At 71.3% G+C, this 23212-nt stretch carries 26 protein-coding genes and 2 pseudogenes; 14 read left to right on the top strand and 14 right to left on the bottom strand.

What is annotated here, in order from left to right:
* Positions 1-225: 225 nt before the first annotated feature.
* The 12 genes from ETD83_RS14985 (at position 226) to ETD83_RS14935 (ending at position 10545) form a co-directional block, all read left to right on the top strand.
* Entirely contained in the window at positions 226-738 is a 513-nt protein-coding gene (locus tag ETD83_RS14985; protein WP_138645724.1) for a VOC family protein, read from the top strand.
* Positions 735-1808: a hypothetical protein gene (locus ETD83_RS14980; protein WP_138645723.1), complete on the top strand. Its 1074-nt coding sequence runs from the start codon at positions 735-737 to the stop codon at positions 1806-1808. Before ETD83_RS14985 ends, ETD83_RS14980 begins: the two co-directional genes overlap by 4 nt.
* On the top strand, positions 1805-2332 hold the full coding sequence (locus tag ETD83_RS42505) for a UGSC family (seleno)protein (RefSeq protein WP_171064212.1): 528 nt from the start codon (positions 1805-1807) through the stop codon (positions 2330-2332). Before ETD83_RS14980 ends, ETD83_RS42505 begins: the two co-directional genes overlap by 4 nt.
* The gene (locus ETD83_RS14975; RefSeq protein ID WP_171064211.1) at positions 2329-3111 is read left to right on the top strand and encodes an SDR family NAD(P)-dependent oxidoreductase; all 783 of its coding nucleotides are present in this window, start codon (positions 2329-2331) and stop codon (positions 3109-3111) included. Before ETD83_RS42505 ends, ETD83_RS14975 begins: the two co-directional genes overlap by 4 nt.
* A gap of 253 nt (positions 3112-3364) precedes the next feature.
* Positions 3365-4555, top strand: coding sequence for an ABC transporter substrate-binding protein (locus ETD83_RS14970; protein ID WP_138645721.1), 1191 nt, complete (start codon positions 3365-3367; stop codon positions 4553-4555).
* A gap of 4 nt (positions 4556-4559) precedes the next feature.
* Positions 4560-5438 (top strand): branched-chain amino acid ABC transporter permease, encoded by an 879-nt coding sequence (locus ETD83_RS14965; protein WP_138645720.1) that lies wholly within the window; start codon positions 4560-4562, stop codon positions 5436-5438.
* A complete protein-coding gene (locus ETD83_RS14960) occupies positions 5438-6298 on the top strand; it encodes a branched-chain amino acid ABC transporter permease (protein ID WP_138645719.1) in 861 nt (286 codons plus the stop codon). Before ETD83_RS14965 ends, ETD83_RS14960 begins: the two co-directional genes overlap by 1 nt.
* On the top strand, positions 6291-7043 hold the full coding sequence (locus ETD83_RS14955) for an ABC transporter ATP-binding protein (protein WP_205717677.1): 753 nt from the start codon (positions 6291-6293) through the stop codon (positions 7041-7043). Before ETD83_RS14960 ends, ETD83_RS14955 begins: the two co-directional genes overlap by 8 nt.
* On the top strand, positions 7033-7806 hold the full coding sequence (locus tag ETD83_RS14950) for an ABC transporter ATP-binding protein (RefSeq protein ID WP_230420920.1): 774 nt from the start codon (positions 7033-7035) through the stop codon (positions 7804-7806). The genes ETD83_RS14955 and ETD83_RS14950 overlap by 11 nt, the downstream gene beginning before the upstream one ends.
* 45 nt (positions 7807-7851) lie before the next feature.
* Complete coding sequence (locus ETD83_RS14945) at positions 7852-8622, top strand: SDR family NAD(P)-dependent oxidoreductase (RefSeq protein ID WP_171064210.1); 771 nt, start codon at positions 7852-7854, stop codon at positions 8620-8622.
* A 46-nt stretch (positions 8623-8668) separates the two neighbouring features.
* Positions 8669-9802, top strand: a complete 1134-nt coding sequence (locus ETD83_RS14940; RefSeq protein WP_205717676.1) for a serine aminopeptidase domain-containing protein — start codon at positions 8669-8671, stop codon at positions 9800-9802.
* A complete protein-coding gene (locus ETD83_RS14935; RefSeq protein ID WP_138645716.1) occupies positions 9799-10545 on the top strand; it encodes a hypothetical protein in 747 nt (248 codons plus the stop codon). The genes ETD83_RS14940 and ETD83_RS14935 overlap by 4 nt, the downstream gene beginning before the upstream one ends.
* On the opposite strand, the gene ETD83_RS14930 is transcribed toward ETD83_RS14935, so the two are convergent.
* The 10 genes and pseudogenes from ETD83_RS14930 to ETD83_RS14890 form a co-directional block, all read right to left on the bottom strand.
* Positions 10542-11273 carry a class II aldolase/adducin family protein gene (locus ETD83_RS14930; RefSeq protein WP_138645730.1) on the bottom strand — a complete coding sequence of 244 codons (732 nt, stop codon included), beginning with the start codon at positions 11271-11273 and terminating at the stop codon, positions 10542-10544. The genes ETD83_RS14935 and ETD83_RS14930 overlap by 4 nt on opposite strands.
* Complete coding sequence (locus ETD83_RS14925; RefSeq protein ID WP_138645715.1) at positions 11273-12505, bottom strand: NAD(P)/FAD-dependent oxidoreductase; 1233 nt, start codon at positions 12503-12505, stop codon at positions 11273-11275. Before ETD83_RS14925 ends, ETD83_RS14930 begins: the two co-directional genes overlap by 1 nt.
* Positions 12502-12699: a ferredoxin gene (locus ETD83_RS14920; RefSeq protein ID WP_138645714.1), complete on the bottom strand. Its 198-nt coding sequence runs from the start codon at positions 12697-12699 to the stop codon at positions 12502-12504. The genes ETD83_RS14925 and ETD83_RS14920 overlap by 4 nt, the downstream gene beginning before the upstream one ends.
* A 39-nt stretch (positions 12700-12738) precedes the next feature.
* Positions 12739-13524, bottom strand: coding sequence for a 3-(cis-5,6-dihydroxycyclohexa-1,3-dien-1-yl)propanoate dehydrogenase (gene hcaB / locus ETD83_RS14915; RefSeq protein WP_138645713.1), 786 nt, complete (start codon positions 13522-13524; stop codon positions 12739-12741).
* Positions 13521-13862 (bottom strand): hypothetical protein, encoded by a 342-nt coding sequence (locus ETD83_RS14910; protein ID WP_138645712.1) that lies wholly within the window; start codon positions 13860-13862, stop codon positions 13521-13523. The genes hcaB and ETD83_RS14910 overlap by 4 nt, the downstream gene beginning before the upstream one ends.
* Positions 13859-14446: a 3-phenylpropionate/cinnamic acid dioxygenase subunit beta gene (locus ETD83_RS14905; RefSeq protein ID WP_138645711.1), complete on the bottom strand. Its 588-nt coding sequence runs from the start codon at positions 14444-14446 to the stop codon at positions 13859-13861. The genes ETD83_RS14910 and ETD83_RS14905 overlap by 4 nt, the downstream gene beginning before the upstream one ends.
* Positions 14443-15831: an aromatic ring-hydroxylating dioxygenase subunit alpha gene (locus ETD83_RS14900; RefSeq protein WP_138645710.1), complete on the bottom strand. Its 1389-nt coding sequence runs from the start codon at positions 15829-15831 to the stop codon at positions 14443-14445. The genes ETD83_RS14905 and ETD83_RS14900 overlap by 4 nt, the downstream gene beginning before the upstream one ends.
* A gap of 162 nt (positions 15832-15993) precedes the next feature.
* Positions 15994-16473 (bottom strand): MFS transporter, encoded by a 480-nt coding sequence (locus tag ETD83_RS45330; protein WP_268920457.1) that lies wholly within the window; start codon positions 16471-16473, stop codon positions 15994-15996.
* A 109-nt stretch (positions 16474-16582) separates the two neighbouring features.
* Positions 16583-17347: pseudogene (locus ETD83_RS45325) on the bottom strand (MFS transporter); the annotation flags it as partial.
* Positions 17348-17409: 62 nt separating this feature from the next.
* Complete coding sequence (locus ETD83_RS14890) at positions 17410-17649, bottom strand: hypothetical protein (protein ID WP_138645709.1); 240 nt, start codon at positions 17647-17649, stop codon at positions 17410-17412.
* A 571-nt stretch (positions 17650-18220) separates the two neighbouring features.
* On the opposite strand from ETD83_RS14890, the gene ETD83_RS14885 reads away from it, so the two are divergent.
* Positions 18221-20260, top strand: a complete 2040-nt coding sequence (locus ETD83_RS14885) for a catalase (protein ID WP_138645708.1) — start codon at positions 18221-18223, stop codon at positions 20258-20260.
* 27 nt (positions 20261-20287) lie between these two features.
* Here ETD83_RS14885 and ETD83_RS14880 read toward each other — a convergent pair whose 3' ends face one another.
* The 4 genes and pseudogenes from ETD83_RS14880 to ETD83_RS45320 all read right to left on the bottom strand — a co-directional run.
* Positions 20288-20977 (bottom strand): urease accessory protein UreD, encoded by a 690-nt coding sequence (locus ETD83_RS14880; RefSeq protein WP_230420919.1) that lies wholly within the window; start codon positions 20975-20977, stop codon positions 20288-20290.
* Complete coding sequence (gene ureG / locus ETD83_RS14875; protein ID WP_138645707.1) at positions 20959-21594, bottom strand: urease accessory protein UreG; 636 nt, start codon at positions 21592-21594, stop codon at positions 20959-20961. Before ureG ends, ETD83_RS14880 begins: the two co-directional genes overlap by 19 nt.
* A gap of 28 nt (positions 21595-21622) precedes the next feature.
* Positions 21623-22099, bottom strand: coding sequence for an urease accessory protein UreF (locus tag ETD83_RS14870; RefSeq protein WP_230420918.1), 477 nt, complete (start codon positions 22097-22099; stop codon positions 21623-21625).
* A gap of 19 nt (positions 22100-22118) precedes the next feature.
* Positions 22119-22352: pseudogene (locus tag ETD83_RS45320) on the bottom strand (ammonium transporter); the annotation flags it as partial.
* 256 nt (positions 22353-22608) lie between these two features.
* On the opposite strand from ETD83_RS45320, the gene ETD83_RS14860 reads away from it, so the two are divergent.
* Positions 22609-23145, top strand: coding sequence for a ferritin-like domain-containing protein (locus tag ETD83_RS14860; protein ID WP_138645705.1), 537 nt, complete (start codon positions 22609-22611; stop codon positions 23143-23145).
* Positions 23146-23212 lie beyond the last annotated feature (67 nt).

The following is a 23212-nucleotide window of genomic DNA, read 5'->3' as shown; positions in this document are numbered from 1 at the left end:
CCCTCCCACCGGCACTCGGCGGCCTCACCGATCAGCCGCCCGCCCCCGGGGGTGGACGGCAGCATCGTCTGCCGCTCGATCGTGATGGTCAGCGTGCCCAGCGGGTCCAGCTCGATGCCCACGCGGTCTCCTTCGGGCTGCTCGGGGGGTTGACATCCAATGAACAGAAAAGCATTCTGCATTGAAGAAATCAACAGATCCCCTCGCTGATCAGAGAGGCCAGCCATGACTGGATTCGCCCGACCTCGAGGGCTCAACCACGTTGCGTACGTGACCCGTGACACCGCCGCGACCAAGCGCTTCTACACCGAGCTGCTCGGTATGCGGCTGGTCGGCTACGCCATGGACGACAGCGTGGGCAGCACCGGGGAGCCGACGACCTTCCTGCACACGTTCTTCGAGATGGCGGACGGCTCGTGCATCGCCTTCTTCGAGATCGAGGGCCTTGACACCGACCACCACGAGTCCCCGCTGCCGCGCTGGGCGCCGCACCTCGCGCTCTCGCTGGACAGCCTGGAGGAGGTGGAGGACGCCCGCGACCGGCTGGTCGCGGCCGGGGTCGAGGTGAAGGGCGTCGTCGATCACGAGGGCATCTGGTCGTCCATCTACTTCTTCGACCCCAACGGCGTGCGGCTGGAGCTGACGTACCAGAACCGTCCGCTGAACGACGACGACGCGGCGGCCGCGGAGAAGGCGGTGAAGGCCTGGCAGGACGAGCACGGCCCGGCCGGCGCATGACGCTCGCGTCCACCCCGTACACGGTGGCCGACGACGACGCGGCGCAGGACCTGTTCACGCGGAACGGCTGGGGCGACGGGCTGCCCGTCATCCCGCCGACGCCGGAGCGCGTCGAGCGGTTCGTGGCCGCGTCCGGCATCCCGGCGGGCCAGGTGATCGGGGAGATCGCCGAGCAGGGCACCGCGCTCACGCTGGAGAAGATCGCGATCAACGCGGTCGCCGCGGGCTGCCGCGAGGAGTACATGTCGGTGCTCGTCGCGACGGTCCGCGCCCTCACCCGCGAGCCGTTCAACCTGCACAGCACCACGGTCAGCGGCGCCACCGCGCCGCTGCTGGTCATCAGCGGGCCGGTGGTCGACCAGCTGAACGTCAACACGTCGTTCAGCCTGTTCGGGCCCGGCCACCACGCCAACGCCACGATCGGCCGGGCGGTGCGGCTCATCCTGCAGAACCTGTGCGGGGGCGTACCGGGCGTCCTGGACAAGGCCACCTTCGGGCATCCGGGCAAGTACACCTACTGCATCGGCGAGAGCAGGACGACGCCGTGGCCGCCGCTGCACGCCGACCGGGGCGTCCCGGCCGAGCAGAGCGCGGTGACGGTGTTCGCGGGCGAGGCGCCGGTCAACGCGCGCAACGACTGGGCGAGCGAGCCCGGCCCGATCCTCGCCACGATCGCCGACGCGATGCTGCCGTGCCACTACACCGGCGGGAGCTTCGTGGTGGTGATCGGCCCCCGGCACGCCGAGATCATCCAGCGCGCCGGGATGGGCAAGGCGGACGTGCGCGCGGAGCTGTTCCGCCTGGCCAGGCGCAGCGTCGGAGCGCTCCGCCGCGCGGGCCGCCTGCCGGACGCCCCGCCGCCGGACGCCTCGGCGCCAGGCGAGGACGAGCCGCGAACCGTCGTCCGGCGCCCGGAGGACATCCTGATCACCGTCGCCGGGGGCGACCTCTACGGCTACTCCGCGGTCGTCCCGTACTGGGTCGGCGGCCACGAGTCCGCGCCCGTCACCGAGGCGCTCTCCGCGCAGGAGGCCGAGAGGTGCCGGATACCGCAGAGGGAGACGCCATGACCGGACGACTCGTCGTCCTCGACCCGACCGCCGACGTCCCGCGCGAGACGTCCGGGGCGCTGCCCCGGCCGGTGTCGCTGACCGGCCTCGCGGTCGGGTACCTCGACAACGGCAAGCCGAACAGCGACCGCCTCCTCCGCCTGCTGTCCGCGAGGCTGCGGGAGGACGGCGCGCTGGAGGCGGCCTGGGCGCGCAAGCCCAGCATCGGCCGCGTCGCGTCCGGCGAGATGCTCGACGACCTCGCCGCGAGGTGCGACGTGGTCGTGACCGGGGTCGGCGACTGCGCCGGGTGCTGCTCGTGCACGGTGCGGGACGCGATCGCGCTCGAACGCCGCGGCGTCCCGGCCTACGTCGTGTGCACCTCGGAGCTGGTCACCACGGCCAGGATCGCGGCGCGGGCGGCGGGCGTCCCCGACCTGCCGCTCACCGTCATCGACCATCCGCTCGGGTCGCTGACCGGCGATCTCCTCGCCGCGCGTGCCGAGGACGCGAGCGGCCAGATCCGCGGGCAGGTGGACCGGTGATCGCGGCCGGCGCCTACGAGCGCGTGGCGATCGTCACCGGTGGAGGGCAGGGGCTCGGCCGGGCGTACGCCGCCCGGCTGGCCGGCGCGGGGGCCCGCGTCGCCGTCGTCGACGTCGACGGCGACGCGGCACGGTCGGCGGCCGAGGCCATCGCCGCCGACGCCGGCGCGGACCGGGTGAGCGCGCACGAGGCCGACGTCACCGACGAGGACCAGGTCGGCGCGTTCGTCGGCGCGGTGGCCGAACGCTGGGGACGGGTCGACGCGCTGGTCAACAACGCCGGTGGGGCGCTGCTGCCGTCCGCGCCCTTCGACTCGTTCAGCCGGGCGGACTGGACGCGCGTCCTCGAGGTGAACCTGACCGGGCAGTGGCTGTGCGCGACGGCGGTCGTCCCGCACATGCGCGCCGCGGGCCACGGCAAGATCGTGAACGTCAGCTCGACCATGGTGTCGAAGGGGCTGCCGGTCGGGCTCGCGCCCTACGTCGCGGCCAAGGCCGGGGTCGTCGGCCTGACCCGGGCCCTCGCGCGGGAGCTCGGCCCGGACGGGATCCGGGTGAACGCCATCGCGCCCGGCTACATCCCGGTCGAGACCAGGAAGACGGTGCACACCCCGCAGGCGGCGCAGGCCCTGCGGGAGCGCATGAAGGCCGAGCAGTGCCTGCCCGTAGTCGGCGTGCCGGACGACCTCTGCGGGGCGGTGGAGTTCCTGTGCTCCCCGGCCTCGGACTTCATCACCGGACAGATCGTCAACGTCGACGGCGGCTGGGCCCACGGCTGACGGCGCCCGGCCCCGCCCCACCTCTCCGCGACGTCCGCGCGGCGCCGCGACTCCGTGATGCCCTGATGCCGGCCTTCCGTCCACATGGCGTCCGACCAGCGCGAACTTCCGTCAGGGAGAGACCGGAAGGGTCTTTACGGACGACACCGTAATCGCTAGTCTCCAGAAATTAATTCTGGACAAAAGAGAACCTCCCCGCCGAGACCGTGCCTGGCAGGTGCTGCGCACGCGCATCAGATGAAGGGATCCCACGATGATCAGAACCGGCACCGCCGGTCGCGTCGCGGTCGGGCTGACCGCCGCCTCGCTGGCCCTGGCGGCCTGCGGCGGCGAGGGTTCCGGCTCGGGCGACGGGTCCGCGACCCTCAAGATCGGCCTGGTCACCAGCTCCGCCGGTCCGTTCGCCAGCAACGCCAAGACGATGGAGGCGGGCGCCGAGTACGCGGTCAAGCTGCTGAACGAGGCGGGCGGCGTCAAGGGCGCCAAGCTGGAGCTGGTCAAGGTCGACAGCCAGAACAAGCCGGCCACCACCGCGACGCTCATCCCCCAGCTCGCCGCCAAGCAGAAGGTGCTCGCGATCGTCGGCCCGGTCGACAGCGCCGGCTGCGAGGTCGCCTGCAGCACGGCCAACAAGCTCAAGGTGCCGATCGTGAGCCCCGGCGCGGCCCGGCCCGGCGTGCTGAAGAACTCCCGCCCGTACGGCTTCACGATCGCCCAGCCGGACGCCGACAACAGCACCCCCGTGCTCACCAAGATCATCCAGAGCCGGAAGCTGAAGCGCGCCGCGATCATCAGCGACGAGGCCAACGCCACCACCAAGGCCCAGGCCGACCTGTTCCGCAGCGTCTTCGCCAGCGCGGGCGTCCAGGTCGTCAAGAGCGTGACGTTCAAGAGCGGAGACTCCAGCTTCGCCTCGCAGGTGACCTCCGTCGCAGGCGCCAAGCCGGACGTGCTGGCCCTGGCCGCCGGGCCGGACGACGCGGGCCGGATCGCGCGGGAGGCGCGGAGCCAGCGCCAGACCTTCGCGCTGCTCGGCACCGGCTCGCTGCAGTCCGGCGGCGCCGCCTACGTCGCGGCCGGTGGGGAGGCCACCGAGGGCACGCTCGCCGCCGCCCAGTACGACCCGCACAGCGAGACCCCCGCGGCGAAGGCGCTGCTGGAGAAGGCGCAGGCGGCCACCGGCCAGACCGACATCTCGCTCAACTTCGCCTACGCCTTCGACGCCGTGCACATGATCGCCAAGGCGGTCGAGGAGAAGGGCGTGAAGGGCGGCGGGGACGACGTCGCGAAGGGCCGGGTGGCGATCCAGGAGAGCCTCAACGCCGTGCAGAACTACCAGGGCATGGCCGACGCCACCACGTTCAAGGACGGCATCGCGCAGCGGCCGCAGCTCCAGGCGGTCGTCAAGGACGGCAAGTTCGTGATCGACAAGAGCGCCGGCTGACCGCATGCTCGCACAGCAACTGTTCAACGGTCTGTTGCTCGGGGCGACCTTCTGCCTGGTCGCCCTCGGCTTCAACCTCGTGGTCGGCGCCATGGACCGGCTCAACTTCGCCCTGGGGGAGACGGCGATGCTGAGCGCCGTCCTCGGCGCGCTCATCATGACCGAGACCCGGGTGCCGTTCCTGGTGAGCTTCGCCGCCGCGACCCTGATCGGCGGGGGCGTCGCGGTGGCGGTGTACTACGTCTCGTTCCGGTTCGTGTCCGCGGACTTCCCGACGGCGTCGATCCTCAGCAGCCTCGGCTGCGGGCTCGTGCTGACCGCCGCGGTCACCAAGGCGTTCGGCAGCCACCAGCGCTCGGTGCCGGACGTGCTGTCCGGGGTCCGGCTCGACCTCGGCGCGTTCACGGTGTCCGGCGCGCAGCTGGTGATCCTGCTGCTGGCCACGCTGCTGACCGCCGGGCTGTACGTGTTCCTCGAACGCACCCCGTGGGGGACGGCGATCCGGGCGGTGTCGGACGACGCGACCATGTCGGGCCTGCTCGGCGTGCCGGTGCAGCGGGTCATCCTGCTCACGTTCGCGCTCTCGGGCGTGCTCGCCGGGGCCGCGGGCCTGCTGACCGGGCTGGCCTACCACTCGATCAGCCCGTTCGACGGGTTCACCACCACGCTCACCGCGCTGATGATCATCGTGCTGGGCGGGCTCGGCAGCGTCACCGGCGGCGTGCTCGCGGCCCTGCTCATCGGGTTGATCCAGACGCTGACCGTCGCCTACCTGTCGGCGACGCTCCGCGACCTGATCGTGTTCATCCTCGTCGGCATCGTCCTGCTGGTGCGCCCGCAGGGGCTGTTCGGCCGCAACGCCGGCGTGTTGGAGAGAGTCTGATGTCCAGCTTCAACGAGGCGGTCGTCCTCCAGGTCGGCATCAACGTGCTGCTGGCCCTCGGGTACTGGATCGCGGTCTCGACGGGCAAGTACTCGTTCGGCCACACGGCCTTCATGGCGATCGGCGCCTACACCGCGTCGATCCTGACCCTGAACTTCTCCTGGTCGCTCCCGCTCGCCATGGGCGCGGCGGGCGTCACGGCGGCCGTCGCGGGCGCGCTGATCGGGTGGATGGCGCTGCGGCTCTCGCTGCTGTACCTGGCGATCATCACGTTCGTCTTCTCCCAGCTGGTCAACCTGCTGATCTCGCAGTGGGACTACGTCGACGGCGCCAGCGGCATGGTCGGGATGACCGGGACGACGGTGCCGCTCGTGCTCGGATGCGTGCTGCTCGTCGTCGGCTACCTCGTCCTGCTGAGCAGGTCCCGGCTCGGGCTCGCGCACAAGGCGATCCGGGAGGACGAGCGCGCCGCGATGGCGTCCGGGCTGCGCATCACGCGCATCGCGGTGGGCGCGTTCGCCACGTCCGCCGCCGTGACGGGCGTCGCCGGGGCCCTGTCGGCGCACCAGCTCATGGTCATCACCCCGGAGCTGTTCGGCCCGCACCAGGCACTGGTGATCATCCTGTACTGCGTGCTCGGCGGGGTCGAGTACTTCTGGGGCGCGGCCATCGGCGCCATCGTGCTGAGCCTCCTGCCGATCTACTTCGACTGGCTCAACGAGTGGTACGAGATCGTCTACGGCCTGCTGTTCGTGGCGCTGATGATCGTGCGCCCGCAGGGGCTGATCGGCCGGGGCGGCGACGGCGGGATCCGGCTGCCGCGGCTCGTCCCGCGACGGGAGCGTGAGTCCGTTGGCTGAGCCGCTGCTGCGGGTGTCCGCGGTGAGCAAGAACTTCCAGGGCGTCGAGGCGCTCGGCGCGGTCGATCTGGACGTGGCCGAGGGGTCGGTGCACGGCGTCGTCGGCCCGAACGGCGCGGGCAAGACCACCCTGCTCAACGTCGTCTCCGGCTACGTGCCGCCGGACGCGGGCCGGGTCGTGCTCGCCGGACGGGACGTCACCCGCCTCACCCCCCAGCGGCGGGTGCCGCTCGGGATCGTGCGCACGTTCCAGAACATCCGGCTGTTCGGCGGGCTGACCGTCCTGGAGAACGTGCTGCTCGGGCAGCACAGCCGGGCGGCCACCGGGGCGCGGTCGCTGTGGCCGCTCAGGACCGGCGCGGAGCGGCGGCTGCGCGCCCAGGCCGAGGAGTCCCTGGAGCTGTTCGGGCTGACCGCCTACCGCGGGCGCCGGGCCGCCGAGCTGCCCTACGGCCTGCAGAAACAGCTCGAAATGGCGCGCGCCCTCGCCGCCCGGCCGAAGGTGCTGCTGCTCGACGAGCCCGCCAGCGGGATGACGGCCGAGGACCGGCGGTCCCTCGTCCCGAAGATCCGGGAGCTGCGGGACGAGGGGCTGACCGTCGTCGTGGTGGAGCACGACATGGACGTGATCTCGAACATCTGCGACCACGTGACCGTGCTCAACTTCGGTCGCAGGCTGACCGACGGACCGCCCGGGCGGGTGCTGGCCAGCGATGAGGTAAGGACGGCCTACCTTGGCACCTGAACGGAAAGACCCGGCGGCCGAACGGGAAGGCTCGGCGCCCGACCGGGACGAGCTGCTGCGGATCACGGGGCTGCGCGCCGGGTACGGCCGCGTCACCGGGGTGGCGGACGTGAGCGTCGAGGTCCGCCGCGGCGAGCTGGTCGCGGTGCTCGGGCCCAACGGCGCGGGCAAGAGCACCGTCCTGCGCGCCGTCTCCGGGATGATCCGCCCCTGGTCCGGCAGCGTCGTCCTGGACGGCCGGGACGTGACCGGGCTGCGCAGCGACCTGCTGGTGCGCGCCGGCATGGTCCACGTGCCCGAGGGGCGGCGCGCGCTGCCCCGCCTGACCGTCGAGGAGAACCTCCGGGTCGGCGCGTTCACCCGCCGGGACCGCGCGGAGGTCCGGGCGACGCTGGAGGAGATCTTCGACCGGTTCCCCCGCCTCAGGGACCGCCGGGCGCAGAAGGCCGGCACCCTCTCCGGCGGCGAGCAGCAGATGCTGGTGATCGGCCGCGCGCTGATGGCGAAGCCGAAACTGCTCCTGCTGGACGAGCCGTCGCTCGGCCTGTCGCCGCTGCTGGTCAGGGAGGTCTTCGAGATGATCAGGACGCTCGCCGCCGACGGCCAGACCGTGCTGCTGGTCGAACAGAACGTCGCCCAGGGGCTCGCCGTGGCCGACCGGGGCTACGTGCTCACCGCCGGGCGCGTCACCGCGTCCGGCTCCGCCGCCGAACTGTCGGAGGACCCGTCACTGCTCCGGGGCTACCTCGGCTCCAGCGAATGACCGCGCCGTACTCGCATCGCCGCACTCGAACCAGGGAGAGCCACCGTGCCGTCGCCGTCTCGCCGTCGTTTTGAGGACAGGTCCGTCATCGTCACCGGCGCCGCGTCCGGCATCGGCCGGGAGACGGCCGTCCGCTTCGGACGCGAGGGCGCGCTGGTGACCGTCGCCGACATCGACGAGGAGGGCGCCCGGCAGACCGTCGAGGCCATCAAGGCCGGCGGGGGGGTCGCCCGCGCCCGCCGGACCGACGTCTCCGATCCGGAGGCCGTCCGGGCCATGGTGGACGGCGCGGCCGAGGCGTACGGCGGGCCGCACGTCCTGCACAACAACGCCTACTGGGCGCCGCTGGGCCGTCCGGTCGCCGACACGACCCTGCCGGAGTGGCACCGGACGATCGACACCACGCTGATGAGCGTCTTCCTCGGCTGCAAGTACGCGATCCCGCGCATGGTCGCCGAGGGCGGCGGGGTGATCGTCAACACGGCGTCGACGGCGGGTCTCGTCGCCAGCCCGAGCTTCGCCGCCTACATGGCGGCCAAGGGCGGCGTCCTCGCGCTGACCAGGTCGATCGCGTTCGACTACGGCAAGCAGGGCATCCGGTGCAACGCGGTGGCCCCGGGGCTGATCAGGACCCCGGCCACCGACCCGGTCTTCCGCGACCAGGACCGGCTCGACTTCCTGACCGGCAAGCTCCTCCTCGGGCATGCCGGCGAGCCGAAGGACATCGCCGAGGCGGTTCTCTACCTCGCCGGCGACGAGTCCCGCTTCATGACGGGCCAGACGCTCGTCGTGGACGGCGGCCGCCTCATCGCATGACGGCCGGCCCATCACATGACGGCATGACACGAAAGGTGTGTGAGCGGTGATCGAGCTGCTCGGGATCCCGATGGCGGCGGGCGCCGGCATCGACGTCTACTCCGGGGTGGCCCGGATGGCCGGGAAGGTGTGGGGTTCGCTGCACCGCGCGGCGGAACCGTCGCGGACGGCCGTCGTCGTGGTGCATCCGAGCTCGAACTTCCTCGGGCACTACCTGCTGGGCCCGCTGGCCGAGCGCGGCGTGGACGCGGTCGGCCTGAACACCCGGTACATCGGCAACGACAGCACGCTCATCATGGAGAACTGCGTGCTCGACGTCGGGGCGGCCATCGGGTTCCTGCGCGAGCGCGGCTACGAGAAGATCGTCCTGATCGGGAACTCCGGCGGCGGCGGGCTCACCGCCTTCTACCAGAGCCAGGCCGAGTCCCCGACCGTGACCGCGACGCCCGCCGGCGACCCGCCCGACCTGACGAAGGCCGCGCTGCCGCCGGTGGACGGCCTCGTGTCGCTGATGGCCCACCCGGGCCGCGCGATCGTGTACAACGAGTGGCTGGACCCTGCGATCGTCGACGAGCACGACCCGTCCGAACGCGACTCCGGGCTCGACATGTTCGACCCCCACAACGGCCCGCCGTACAGCCCGGAGTTCGTCGAGCGGTACCGGGCCGCGCAGCTCGCCCGCGGCCGGCGGATCACCGCCCGGGTGCGCGAACGGCTCGCCGAGCTGGACGAACGCGCCGACGGCCTGCGCGACCTGCCGTTCCTGGTGCACGGCACGGTCGCGGACCCGCGGTTCCTCGACACGAGCCTCGACGCGTCCGACCGCAAGCCGGGCACCCTGTGGGGGCCCGCGGTGACGTCCAACCTGCTGCCGGCGACGCTCGGCCACCACACCAGCCTGCGCTCGTGGCTGAGCCAGTGGAGCGTGGACGACTCCAACTGCGACGGCCCCTACCACCTGGCGCGGACCCACCTCCCGACGCTCGTCATGTACGGCACCGCGGACCAGGTCTGCTTCCCGAGCCACGCCCGGTCGATGTACGAGGCGATCCCGCATGACGACCGGCGGCTCGTGCCGGTCGAGGGCGGCAACCACTACCTGCAAGGACAGCCGGACCTGATCGCGTACGTCGCGGACACGCTCGTCGGCTGGCTGGAGACGAAGGGGCTAATCACATGAGTGATGTCACCGAACTGCATCCGGACTTCGCCGGACTCACCGTCCGGCGCGGCGAGTCGCACATCACGGCCAGGCACGAGCTGTTCGACGTCGTCAACGTCCTCGAGTTCGGCGGGGCGGCGGACCGTCCGACGCACGTGCCCGCCGAGCTGGGCGTCGTCGGCCCCGTCTCGATCTGGGAGTCCACCGGCGCCGCGGACTGCCTGCCGTTCTGGAACACCAACGTGGACGGCGACCAGTACCTGTACATCGCGCACGGCAGCGTCCGGGTCGAGTTCAAGGAGACCGAGGGCGACGAGCGCTACGGCCACTACATCGGCAGGACCGGCGACCTGCTGCGGCTCCCCAAGGACGTCGCCCACCGGACGTACTCCGGCGACGGCAAGCGGCGCATCAGCCTGGAGCTCATGCCGCGCAACCCGTTCTGGGACGGCCTCGGCGCCGACCCGGTCACGTCCGACACGAGCCGGAGGGCCGGCGGCTTCGCCTTCGAGATCCACGACACGGAGGTCGAGATCACCTGGCCCGGCGGCGGCTCGCTGCGCACCCCGCGTGACCTGTTCACGCGCGGGCTGCACGCGCTGTGCGCCTACGAGCTGCACCTCGGGCACAACGAGTTCGACGGCGGCTTCATCGTCCACGACCTCGGGGAGCGGGTGCGGCTGAAGGCGCCCGGCCATGAGGAGACGCTGGACGGCCGGGACGTGCTCGCCGTCTTCCACGGCCTCCGCGACGCGCTCTAGGCGAGCGGCGGGAGGCGGCTGAGCTCGTGCCGCCAGGCCGTGGCCTCGTTGAAGGCGCCGCCGAGATCGGGAAGCTCGGCGAGGTCACGGCCCGGCAGGTCGCGTGGCGTCCCGCCCGCGCTCGCGATCGTGAGCGACATCCGCGCGATGCCGTCGACCGAGATCGCGCGCAGCACCGCCTCGGGCACCGTGGCGCCGGTGCTGGTGACGCCGTGCCCGCGGAGCAGGACCACGGCCCTGTCACCGAGCGCGTCGACCATCTCCCCGGCCAGCCGCCGGTCACGGATCAGCACGCCGCGGGGATACACGGGCACCCCGGCCTGGGCGAGCCGGGCACCGGGAATGTCGAACGCGCCGACGATGGGCCGGATCGCCAGCCCGGCCAGGTCGGCGGCCACGACGGCGGGCGGGTGGGCGTGCACGACGGCCTGGACGTCCGGGCGCCGCCGCAGCACCTCCGTGTGCAGGGGCAGCTCGTTCGGGGGCGTCCAGCCTCCGTCGAGTTCACCTTCGCCCGCCGGTGCCCCATCGAGATCCACCAGGTGGACGTCGGCCGGAGTCGTGTGCGCGAGCCCGCGCTCGCGCGGCCCGCGGCAGCGGACGAGGAGCCGGTCGGGCCCGGTCCGCAGGCTGATGTGCCCGAGGATCCCGTCGGCCAGCCCCCGCACGGCGAGGACACGGCAGGCGTCCGCGATCTGCCGGCGAAGCTCGGCGAAAGCGTCGGTCATCATCGCCTTCCTGTCGGTCGGGCGTCGGCGAGCAGGTCCAATTCGGTGATCGCTTGAGTGAATTCTGCCGCCGCCGCCAGGAGCCGCCGGCAGGCGACGAGCGCTCGCGGCCAGTTGAGGGTGAGGGCTGCGCCGAGCCGTCCGGTGGTGTCGGTGTAGGCGACCGCGGCACGCGGCCTGTCACCGGTCAGGTCCCCGATCACGTGGTGGCCGCTCATCAGCGCCGGGCTCCCGGCGATCTGGATCTTCCAGTCGTACTGGTCGCTCCACACGTACTCCACCGGCCGGTAGGGGACCGGATCGCCTTGGTGGACGATGTTGCGGGCCACGCACGCCGCCTGCTCGACGGCGTTCGTCCAGTGCTCCCCCCTGACGTGCTCGCCATGGCGTGGGTGCGGCCACCGGGCCACGTCACCGGCCGCGAACACGTCCCGCGTTCCCTGGACGCGGCAGTACTCGTCGCAGATCACGCCGTCCGCGATGTCCAGGCCCGACGAGCGCAGCCACCCGTCGTTGGGCACGGCCCCGATGCCGACCACGACGGTCGAGGCCGCCAGGACGCTCCCGTCGTCCAGGATCACCCGGAGACCACCGCTCGTCCCCTCGATCGCGACCACGCCGGTGCCGAAGCGGGTCCGGACGCCGTGGCGTTCATGGATCCCGGTCAGCAGCGGCCCGACCCGCGGGCCGAGGACCCGCGCCATCGGATCGACGAGGGGGTCGACGACGGTGACCGGGCAGCCGAGCCCGCTCGCCGCCGCGGCCACCTCGGCGCCGACGAACCCCCCGCCGACCACGACGACCTCGCCCCCGCGCAGCAGGTCCCGGCGCAAGGCGGCGCTGTCCTGGACGGTCCGCAGCACGTGGATGCCGTCGCGCGCCGCCCAGGGTGAGGGCCGGGCGGACGCGCCGGTCGCGATCACGCAGACGTCGTAGGGCACCCGCGTGCCGTCGGCGAGCCTGAGCTGCTTGCCCGCGACGTCCAGATGCTCGGCCGCGACCCCCAGGCGCAACTCGACCCGCTCATCGGCACGCCCGCCGTTCAGCAGGGCCAGGCGGCTGGCGTCCCAGACACCAGTGAGGAAGTGCTTCGACAGGGGCGGCTTGTCGTAAGGCTCGGTGCGCTCAGCGCCGATGACGAGAACGCGGCCGTCGAAACCACCGGCCGCCAGGGCCTGGGCGGTGCGGACACCCGCCACCGACGACCCGACCACGACCGCGGTGCGGCTCATCCGCCCTCGACGGTCAGCGCCGAGACGGGACAGCTCCGGGCCGCTTCCTCGACGCGCTGCCGCTCCTCCTCGGGGACGCGCTCCTTCAGCAGGACGACGACGCCGTCGTCGTCGATGTCGTAGACGTCCGAGGCCCCGGCGACGCAGTTCGCATAGCCCTGGCAGGCGCCATGGTCGGCCCGCAGGATGGGCATGGCGGCACTCCTTCCGTTCCGTTTTCCGTGAGGCGTCCGTCAGGCTTTGATGGCCATACCGCCGTCCGGATGCACGACGTCGCCGGTGATCCCCCGCGACCGGGACGAGGCGAGGAACACGTAGCTCCACGCGTGATCCTCGCCGCTCAACGCGACGCCCAGCGGGGTGCGCGCGGCCAGGTCGGCGGCCCGGCCCGGGGTGTCGTTGAGCCGCCGCGACCGCTGTCCCAGGCTGGGGACTCCCCGCAGATCGGTGTTGAGAGTGCCACCAGGGGCGACACCGTTGACGCGGACGTCCGGCGCCAGCTCATGCGCCAGCGACGCCACCAGCCCGCGCACCGCGAACTTGGACGACACGTAGAGCACACCGCCCCGTCCGGGGTAGTACGCGGACGTCGACTCGGTGAGCACGATCGAGCCGCGCGACTCGCGCAGCGCGGGCAGCGCCGATTTCACCGCGTGCAGGTGGCTCTTGACGTTGGTGGAGAACATCTCCGCGAACGCGTCGTCGATCACGTCGGCGTCCAGGTCCTCCAGGCCGCGGTAGAAGTCGAACACGCCGACGCAGTTCACCAGCACGTCCAGGCCGCCGAAGGCCGCGACCGCCGCCGCGACGGCCTCCTCGTTCGCCTCCCGCGTCGTCGCGTCGCCGACCGTGACCGGCACGTCGGGCAGCGCCTCGCCGATCGCGATGGCCTTGCCCGCGTCCCGTTCCAGCACGGCGACGGACGCGCCCTCCCCGCGGAACGCGTCGAGCACCGCCCGCCCGATGCCCGAGCCTGCGCCCACGACGAGCGCGCGACGCCCGTCCAGCCATCCGGTCATTCGCCGTCCTCCACGAGCGACTCGTCCTCCACGAGCGACTCGTCCTCCACGAGCGAGCCGAACGGGTGGCCGATCATCTCCGAGAACGTCGCGGTCTGCTGCCAGGTCAGCGCCTCCAGCTCCAGCGGGCACAGCGCGATCCACTGCCCCGAGCGCGGGGACTCCACCAGCAGCCGGGCGCCGTTGCGCGTCTCGACCTTGGTGACCCTGATCTCGGAGAACTCGTTGCCCAGCACGAGCGGCTCGCCCTGGGCGCGCGCCAGCAGCCGCAGCCGCTCCCGCTCGGCGCGCGCGGCGCCGTCCGCGTCCTCCCGCTCGCCTTCCCAGCCGATCGTCATAGGAAGATCGCAAGGTTCTGCATGCGGATCACCGACTCGTCCACCAGGATGGTGCGCCGCGCCAGCCGCCAGCCGCCCGCCTCGCGCCGCAGCAGGTCCTCCCGCCCGGCCGAGACCAGGGACGGCTCGCGGACGTCGCCGCGGCTGCGGAACAGCAGCACCCCGGAGTCGACGACGAGATGGTCGTCGTCATCGGTCGCGAACGTGCGCACATTGGTGATGTGGTGGCGCAGCCTGGACGGAGGGTCTTCCGTCCACGCGTGCTCGGTCAGGAACCGGGCGACGCGGCGCGACAGGGAGTACTTGTTCTCATCGAAATGCGCGGCCCCGGGCGCGGTGTCGAACCCCGTTCCCAAGGCGGTCGTCACCCGCACGGGCATCAAATAGTGGATGTCGTCGGTCAGCAGTTCCAGCCACCGCGTATACGCCTGCTCGTCCAGCAGATAGGCCTCGTCGACAAGCCATTGGTGTGCCAGCAGGTGGCGCTCGTCGCCGAAAGGCAAGGTTGCGCCGGAACGCTGCTCCCGTGGAGCATGGCCACCCAGCACCGACCGTTCCGAGTGAGTGCTCTGCTCGCCGGTCACTGCCCGGCCTCCGCCTGCTGGCCGTTGGTGCCGACCTCGACGCCGGCCGCTTTCGGCAGCGGCCGTTCCATGTGGTCCGCCCAGCGCCGGAGCAGTTCCCGCTGATTGTGCTCGCTGTATCCCGTGCGGGCGATGCCGGGCCCGCTGAACCGCTCGGGAGGCAGGGCGGGGGAGACCTCGGTACCGTCCTCCAGCAGGCCCATCCGGCTGTTCAACATGAGCCGCCGCGCCATTGACCCCGCGGCCGTGTTGGTCAGTGACACCCAGTTCTCGACATCGTCCTGCTCGAACATTCCCGTGCTGCCGAAGCACATCAGATACGCCTTGTAGGAGAGCCGTTTGAACTCCTCCGGCGCCTCGGCGTCCACGGCGAACCAGGACAGGATCTCGGTCTCGTTCTCGCTGATCGGCTGCCACTGCCGGACGGAGATGAACGGCACGACGTCGTCGGAGTCCTCGACCCGCGGCCAGTTGTGCACGAAGCTCAGGTTCGGGAACACCGAGGCCGCCGAGATCATGAACCCGTCCCGGCCGATGACGTCGCACTGCTCCCGCGACCATTCCCCTTTCATCCGGGCGATCATCTCGTCGGGATAGCCGACGTACCGCAGCCGCTCGTCCAGGCCGCCGGGCGGCAGCTTGTAGGTGGTTCCGCCGCCATTCCCGGCCCAGTACGTGGCGCCGTCCCGGCGCTTCTCCGCCTTGGGCTCCCGGAACAGCCCGATCTCCACCACGCTCGTGTGGGTCTGGGGCGTGTGGTACATGTCGCCGGCGAAGTTCTCCGCGCCGATCTTCCAGTTCGCCTTGACCCGCCAGCGCTGCGGACCGCGCATCTCGATGCCGCTCGGACTCTGCCTGGTGTAGTAGTCGAGGTAGAACACGAAGTCGCCGAGATGGTCCCGCAGCGACGGCGCTTCATCGTCCAGGCTGACGAAGATCATGCCGTTGTGCGAGCCGATCCTCGGTGCGCGCAGCAGCCGCTGGCTCTTGCGCTTGAACCCCGCCTCCCCGCCATAGGCGTCCTGATGGAACGGCAGGCCGACGATCCGGCCGTCATTCCGGTAGGACCATCCGTGGTAGGGGCAGCGGAAATGCGAGGCGTTGCCCATTTCGGCCCGGCAGACCTGCATGCCCCGGTGCAGGCACATGTTGAAGTGCGCGTGGATCTCGCCCTTCTCGTCCCGGACGACGATGAACGAATCGTCCAGGACGCGGCGGACGACATAGTCCCCGGCACTGGGGATCTCCGACTCGTGGGCGACGAACATCCACGCTCTGCCGAACACGCGTTCCTTCTCCAGCGCGAAGACGTGCTCGTCGTTGTAGATGTGCGCCGGAATCATGCCCCGCCGCACACTGCCCAGCACACCCGCTTGGTCGATCATCCGCGACGTCTCCCCACGAACCTCGTCTCCCGCCCGAACAGCTCACCAAGTTTCTCTGTACTACAGAGCGTTCCTCTGGATAGTAGAACAGTGCCCCAACATGGCTGTCAACCAGCCCCAACGCCCGCACCACCCCGCTCGCGCCGTCCCGGCCGATGCCTCTCAGCGCTGCGACACCAGGCCACGCGGATGTCCGGGGGGCGGGTACCCGGCGTCGGTGATCGCTCGGCGCAGGTTCACCGAGGCCAGCAGGACGAGCCCGGCGGCGAACAAGAGCGACAACGGCAGGATCGCCGCCCGATGGCTGCCGGTGGCCTGCAGCGAGACCGTGATCACCAGAGCGCCGAGGAAGGTCGCCGCCTTGTCGGCGAGCTCGTACAGGCTGAAGAGCTCCGCCGCCCGCCCAGGCGGGATCACCTGCGAGAACATCGATCGTGACAGGGACTGCACGCCGCCCATCACAAGGCCGATGACGGCGGCCAAGCCCAGGAACGGGACGACGGCGCCGCGCTGGAGGAGGGAGGCGGTCACGACCACGGACATCCAGACGGCCAGGCCGGCGAGCACCGTCCGCTGGGCGCCGAGCAGCGTGGCCGGCCGGGCGAGCAGCAGCGCGCCGGCGACGGCGACGAACTGCACCATCAAGATCGCGCCGATCCGGACGGCCTGGGTCAGGCCGAGCTCGTCCCCCCGCGTAGATCGCCGCGAAGTTGATGACCGCCTGCATGCCGCTGTTGTAGGTCAGGTAGGCCAGCAGGAACACCAGTGTGCGAGGGTATCTCCGCAGCTCGGACAGGGTGTGGCAGAGCCGCCGCAGGCTGCCGCCGACCGCCGCCGCCGTGCTGTGCGCGGCGTTCGCGGCCGCCGGGCCCGCGGGCCGGTTGCGCAGCGACAGCAGCGGGATCACCGTCCAGCCGGCCCACCAGAGACCGGCCGAGGCCAGCGCGATCCGCACGGCCATGGACTCCGTGAGACCGAGCGACGCGTGGTTCAGGAAGAGGAGCAGATCGAGGGCCAGGAGCAGCCCGCCGCCGAGATAGCCGGCCGCCATGCCGCGCGCGGACACGGTGTCCCGCTCGCCGGGGCGGGCGATCTCCGGGAGGACGGAGTTGTAGACGACGACCGCCGCGGCGTACCCGATCTGGGCGATGGCGAAGAGCACGCCGCCGAGCACATGGCGTCCGCCGTACACGAGGTACATCGCCAGGGTCGCGAAGGCCCCCAGGAAGGCGAACGCGCCGAGCATCTCCCGCTTCCGGCCGGTGTGATCGGCCACGGCGCCGGCGACCGGGAGCACGACGGCCTGCAGCACCGCCGCCACCGCCACGACCAGCGTGTAGTACGCCTCGGGCCGGACATCGACGCCCAGGACGTCGACCGAGCCGCGCGTCCCGGCCGCGGACCCGGCGACCTCGGTGAGGTACGGCCCGAGGAACACGCCCATCACCGTGGTGGGAAAGGCGGAGTTCGCCCAGTCGTAGACGTACCACGCGCGCCGCTCCCGTACGGACCCCATGGGGGACGCGCCCGCCGCGGCCACCGGCGGCCCGGCGCGGACACCTCGCCGGGTTCCGCCGGTCATGGCGCGACCGGCTCGTCCGCCGCCGGTCCGAATCGCTCCCGCAGCGCGCCCCGGACCCGCTCGATCCGCTCCGGGACGCTGAGCCCCTGCCAGATGGTCAGCGCTTCGAGGTAGGCGCGCTTGGCGGCGGCGCGGTCGCCGCGCGCCCAGGCGATCTCGCCGAGGGTCATGAGGCTCTTGCCCGTGCTCCACAGGTCGTTGGCGCGCCTGGCCTGGGCCAGACCCTCTCGGGCCATTTTCCGCCGCTTCGTCCAGACGGCCATGGGTCAGAGCGAACGCGCTGAGATCGCCGCCGGCGGTGCGCGCATCGGCGGCGTCGCCCGCGTCCAGGACGATGTCCCATGCGCGGGCCAGGCATCTGGCGGCGTCCGCCAGACGGCCCCTGCGGCAGTACGCCAGGCCGGCGTATTGCAGCGCCCAAGCCTCCAGCATCGGGATCCCGCCTCCGTGGAACCCGTCGCGGGCCTCTTCGAACAGGCCGAGGTAATCGCCGTGCACCCGGGCCGCGCGCATCGCCTGGATCAGCCGGGCCGCCGAGAACGCCACGGCGACGGGGTCGTCGCCGCGCAGGGCGTCCGGTTCGCAGTCCGATCGGCATCTGGGGATCGGGCGTCCTTGCGGGGAAAGGAGCCACACGGGGTAGATCGCCGCACATTCTAGGCCCCCAGATCGCGCCGCGGGCGCACGCCGTGGTCTCGCCGGCTCCGTTCGGTAATCAAATAATCATGCTTGGTTTTCGCCCGGGCTCCGGGGTATGGCGATGGCGGCCCCCACGCGGGACGGTTGGCAGTATCCAAGGAGGTTCCAGTGCCTGCTGACGGCGGCAACGACAAGCAGCGGCAACTCGATCAGTACCGGGTGCGGGAGGACGGCACCCGCTACACGACCGACCAAGGGACAGGGGTCGAGGACACCGACAATTCGCTCTCGGTGGGGGACCGGGGCCCGACCTTGCTGGAGGACTTCCACCTCCGCGAGAAGATCACCCGGTTCGACCATGAGCGGATCCCCGAACGGGTGGTGCACGCCCGCGGGTCAGGGGCGTACGGCGAGTTCCAGGTCTACGAGTCGCTGTCCGAGCTGACCTGCGCCGACTTCCTGTCCGACCCGTCGCTGGTCACGCCGACGTTCGTGCGGTTCTCCACGGTCGCGGGGGAGCGCGGGTCGAGCGACACGGTGCGGGACGTCCGCGGGTTCGCGACCAAGTTCTACACGCGGCAGGGCAACTACGACCTGGTCGGCAACAACTTCCCGGTGTTCCCGATCCAGGACGGCATCAAGTTCCTCGACTTCGTCCACTCGGTGAAACCGGAGCCGCGCAACCAGATCCCGCAGGCGCAGTCCGCGCACGACACCCTTTGGGACTTCGTGCAACTGCAGCCCGAGACCATGCACTTCATCATGTGGCTGATGTCGGACCGGTCGATCCCGCGCAGCTACCGGATGATGCAGGGATTCGGCGTCCACACCTTCCGGTTCGTCAACGCCCAGGGCAAGGGCACGTTCGTGAAGTTCCACTGGCGGCCGAAGCTGGGCACCTACTCGCTGGTGTGGGACGAGGTGCTGCGCCTCCAGGGCAACGACCCCGACTTCAACCGGCGCGACCTGTGGGACACCATCGAACGCGGCGACTTCCCCGAGTACGAGCTGTGCGTCCAGCTCGTCGCCGAAGAGGACGAGCACAAGTTCGACTTCGACCTGCTCGACTCCTCCAAGATCATTCCAGAGGAGGAGGTGCCGCTGCGTCCGATCGGCACGATGGTCCTCAACCGGAACCCGCAGAACTTCTTCGCCGAGACCGAGCAGGTCGCGTTCTGCACCGCCAACATCGTGCCCGGCATCGACTTCACCAACGACCCGCTGCTTCAGGCGCGCAACTTCTCCTACCTCGACACGCAGATCACGCGGCTCGGCGGCCCCAACCACCAGCAGATCCCGATCAACCGGCCGATCGCGCCCGTGCACAACGACCACCGCGACGGCTTCCACCAGCACATGATCCACGACAGCGACACCGCCTACTCCAAGAACTCGATCGGCGGCGGCTGCCCGGCGACCGCGGCCGACACCGGGAACATGGAGGGCGTGTTCCGGCACTACCAGGAACAGGTGTCGGGAGAGGTGATCCGCCGCCGCAGCCCGAGCTTCAAGGACCACTACAGCCAGGCCACGCTGTTCTGGAACAGCATGGCCGGCTGGGAGAAGACCCACATCGTCAACGCGTTCCTGTTCGAACTCGGCCACGTGGAGCGCCGCTCCATCAAGGAGAAGGTCGTCGAGCGCCTCGTCAACGTGGACGGCGACCTCGCGCGGCAGGTCGCGCAAGGGCTCGGCTTCCCCCCGCCCGACGCCACCGTGCCCAACCACGGCAGGTCGTCCCCGGCGCTCAGCATGGACGACCAGCCCAGGTCGGTCGCCACGCGCCAGATCGCGGTGCTGGTGGGCGACCAGAGCGACTCCGGTGTCGTGGGGCCGGTGCTGGAGGCCCTGCGCGGCCGCGGCGCGATCTGCGACGTCATCGCCCCGCACGAGGGCACCGCGGCGACGTTCGAGGTCGACAAGCAGCTCAGCGCGGCGACGTCGGTGCTCTACGACGCGGTGCTGGCCGCCGGCGGGCAGGACCTCGTCCCCGACGGGTACGCGGTCCAGTTCGTCCGGGAGGCGTTCAAGCACGGCAAGGCGATCGGCGTCCTGCCGGGCGCCGAACCGCTGCTGGAGGCCGCGAACCTGCCGGGACGCCAGGGAGTGGTGGACGGCGGCGCGGGCGATGACTTCGCGCAGCGGTTCGCCGAAGCGGTCGCCGCCCACCGCCACTGGGACCGCGACGTCGCCGCCTTCCCGGCCTAGCGACACCCGCCCGCCCCCGGCTGGTCGTCAGCGGCCCGTCGTCCGGGTGCGAGGGTCGTTCAGTAGTTCGTGGACGGCGTCGAGGGTTCGGCGGTACGCCGCGTCCACCTCGGGGGAGCGGTCGCCGAGGATCCGGGCCCAGGCGCGGCAGCCCGCGGGCAGGACGCTCGCCCCACCGCGCAGTCCCGTTTCCGTGATCGCCTGGTGCATGGCGTCGGCGGCCCGCTGGGCGGGCTCGGCCGCGGTGATCACGTAGAGGGACGCCATGAGCCCGAAGTCGTCCATGACGGCAGGCCCGGCCACCGGATGCTCGCCGGGGACGAGCCGGATCGGATCCGCGAACAGCAGGCCGTCGGGGTCGTGGACCTCCAGGTCGGCGCAGTAGGCGATGTAGGCGTGCCGTTCACCGCGGGCCAGGCGTCCCGCCATCAGCTTCTCGCCGAGGACGATCGTCGCGCCGGGGTCGGCGGTCACGCGCACGCGCTGGTAGTAGCGCGAGCCGCCGAACGGGATCGTGGTCTCGGGCAGGTATTCGACGTACGCGCCGGCCGCGGCGGTGATGTCGATCATCTGGGTGGCGTAGTCGTGCTCCATCCGGCACGCGGGGGTGCAGCGCTCCGGCGCGCACCGCTCCTGCCCCGTCGGGGCGGGGACGCCCGCGGCCCCGGCCGCACGATCGCCCGGCCGCTCGGGTGCGGTCATGGCACCGGTGAGCACACCGTCTCCTTGTGTTCCAGGACGAAGTCGGCGACGGCGGTGACACCGGTCCCGGTGAGGCAGTCGGTCAGGACGACCGGGCCGCCGCGGCGCACCGCGCGGGCGTCGCGTTCCATGACCGTCAGGTCGGTGCGCACATAGGGCGCGATGTCGATCTTGTTGATCACCAGCAGGTCGGATTCGGTGGTGCCGGGCCCGCGCTTGCGCGGCATCTTCTCCCCCTCCGCGGTGTCCAGGACGAACACGTACACGTCGGCCGGCAGGGGGCTGAAGGTGAGCGTCAGGTTGTCGCCGCCGCTCTCGAACAGCAGCACGTCGATGTCGGGGAACCGGTCGAGCAGTTCGGCCGCCGCGGCGAGGTTCATCGTGGGGTCGTCGCGGACCGCCGTGTGCGGGCACGACCCCGTCTCGACGCCGACGACGCGGTCGGCGTCCAGCGTCCCCGCGAGGGTGCGGCGGACGTGCTCGGCGCCCTCCTGGGTGTAGATGTCGTTGGTGATGACGCCGGGCCTCGACCCCCGGGCGACCAGGACGGGCACCAGCGCCTCGATGAGGGCGGTCTTGCCCGACCCGACCGGGCCGCCGACACCGATCTTGTACACCTGCTCCAGTTCCATGCGCGCGTCCCTTCGAGTGGTGTTCGGGTCAGGTGATGAACAGGCGGGCCTCGGCCCGCTCGTGCGCGGCGGCGACCGCGTCCGCCGCCGGGGTGGAGGCGTGCAGGTCCCGCGGGTCCCGGGCGGACAGCGCCGCCCCGGCCGCCCGGGCGACCTCGGGCCGGACCTCGCGCAGCAGCCGCTGCGCACGCCGGAAGTCGATCCGGCCGAGCCGCACCGACGCCACCGCGCAGCCGGCGGCGAAGGCGTACAGGTCGCTTGCCACGGCCTGCTGGACGGGCACTCCCAGCCCCGCGTGCACGGCGCCCACGACGACGGCGTGGTTGCCGGGCGTCGCGCGGTCGGCGACGAGCCGGCCCAGCCGCGCCGCCGGGGCCGACGCGAACGCGGCGTCCGCGCTGTCCAGGACCTGCCGGCCGGTGCGGACGGACGCCGTCCGCTGCTCCCGGTTGAGCTTCATCGCGTGCAGACTGCGGTCGGTCTCGACCACGCGGTGTGACGTCACCGAGGCGCCAGTCCCCCCAGCCGATGAGCCCGACGCCGCCGACGTCCTTGCCGAACGCGATTCCATACCCGTAGAGGAACCACAGGATGGTCACCAGGCTGATGGAAATGAAGCTCATGTAGAGCGTCGTCAGCATGTTCTTGGAGCGGACCATGCCGCCGTAGAAGAAAGCGAGACCCGGTGACATGAGGAGCACCATCGCGGTGCTCACGAACAGCCATGCGGAATCGCCGGAATTCAGTTGCGTGGACATTTGCACCTTCCCGGTGGCCTCTCTCGGGAGGGCGGCGGCGGGCGAACACCGTCCGGACTATGTCTTCTCCGCGGCCGCGCACGCGGCAAACGTCACGTGTCACGAATTGACTTCTCCTTGGCGAATGCCGCCATTGGAACGCCGCCGGGAAGGTGGTGGCCGGTCACACCATCCCAACTCCGGACATAACGCAGGGGAGTAATCCACTCACGGTGGGTAGCAGGCAGGTGGGTGTCCGTGATCAGAAGGAGAGAGCATGTCCGAAAGCAGCTTCAGCATCGATGTGGAGGCGATCCGCGAGCGTGCCCGTTCCACGATGGACGCCGGTCCCGTGACGAGCACCTACGGGCGCGACGTCGACAAGGTCATCGCGATCCTCAACGACGTCCTCGCCACCGAGATCGTGTGCTGGATGCGCTACACCCAGAACGCCATCGCCTGCTCCGGTATCGACAGCGCCCAGGTCGCCGAGGGGTTCCACGAGCACGGGAAGGAGGAGCGCCACCACGCGATGTGGGTCGCCGAGCGGATCAGCCAGCTCGGCGGCGACCCGGACTTCGATCCCGAGACCCTCGCGCGGCGTTCCCACACCCCCTACACGACGTTCGCCGACACCGACCTCACCGCGATGCTCAAGGAGAACCTGTACGCCGAGCGCATCGTCATCCAGTCCTACCAGGACATCATCCGCTGGCTCGGCGACGCCGACCCGACCAGCCGCCGCGTGCTGGAGAAGATCCTGGCCGAGGAAGAGGACCACGCCGACGACCTGACCGACCTGCTGGGCATCTGACCCCGTCCACCCGCCGCCGCCCGCCGAGCGCGGGCCCGACGTGGCGCTCGTCAAAAGAGCGATCAAG

The organism is Actinomadura soli (genome assembly GCF_005889715.1).
GTDB lineage: Bacteria > Actinomycetota > Actinomycetes > Streptosporangiales > Streptosporangiaceae > Spirillospora > Spirillospora soli.
Note: the sequence above shows the minus strand (reverse complement) of the source record. Positions and strands in the feature narration are given on the sequence as shown.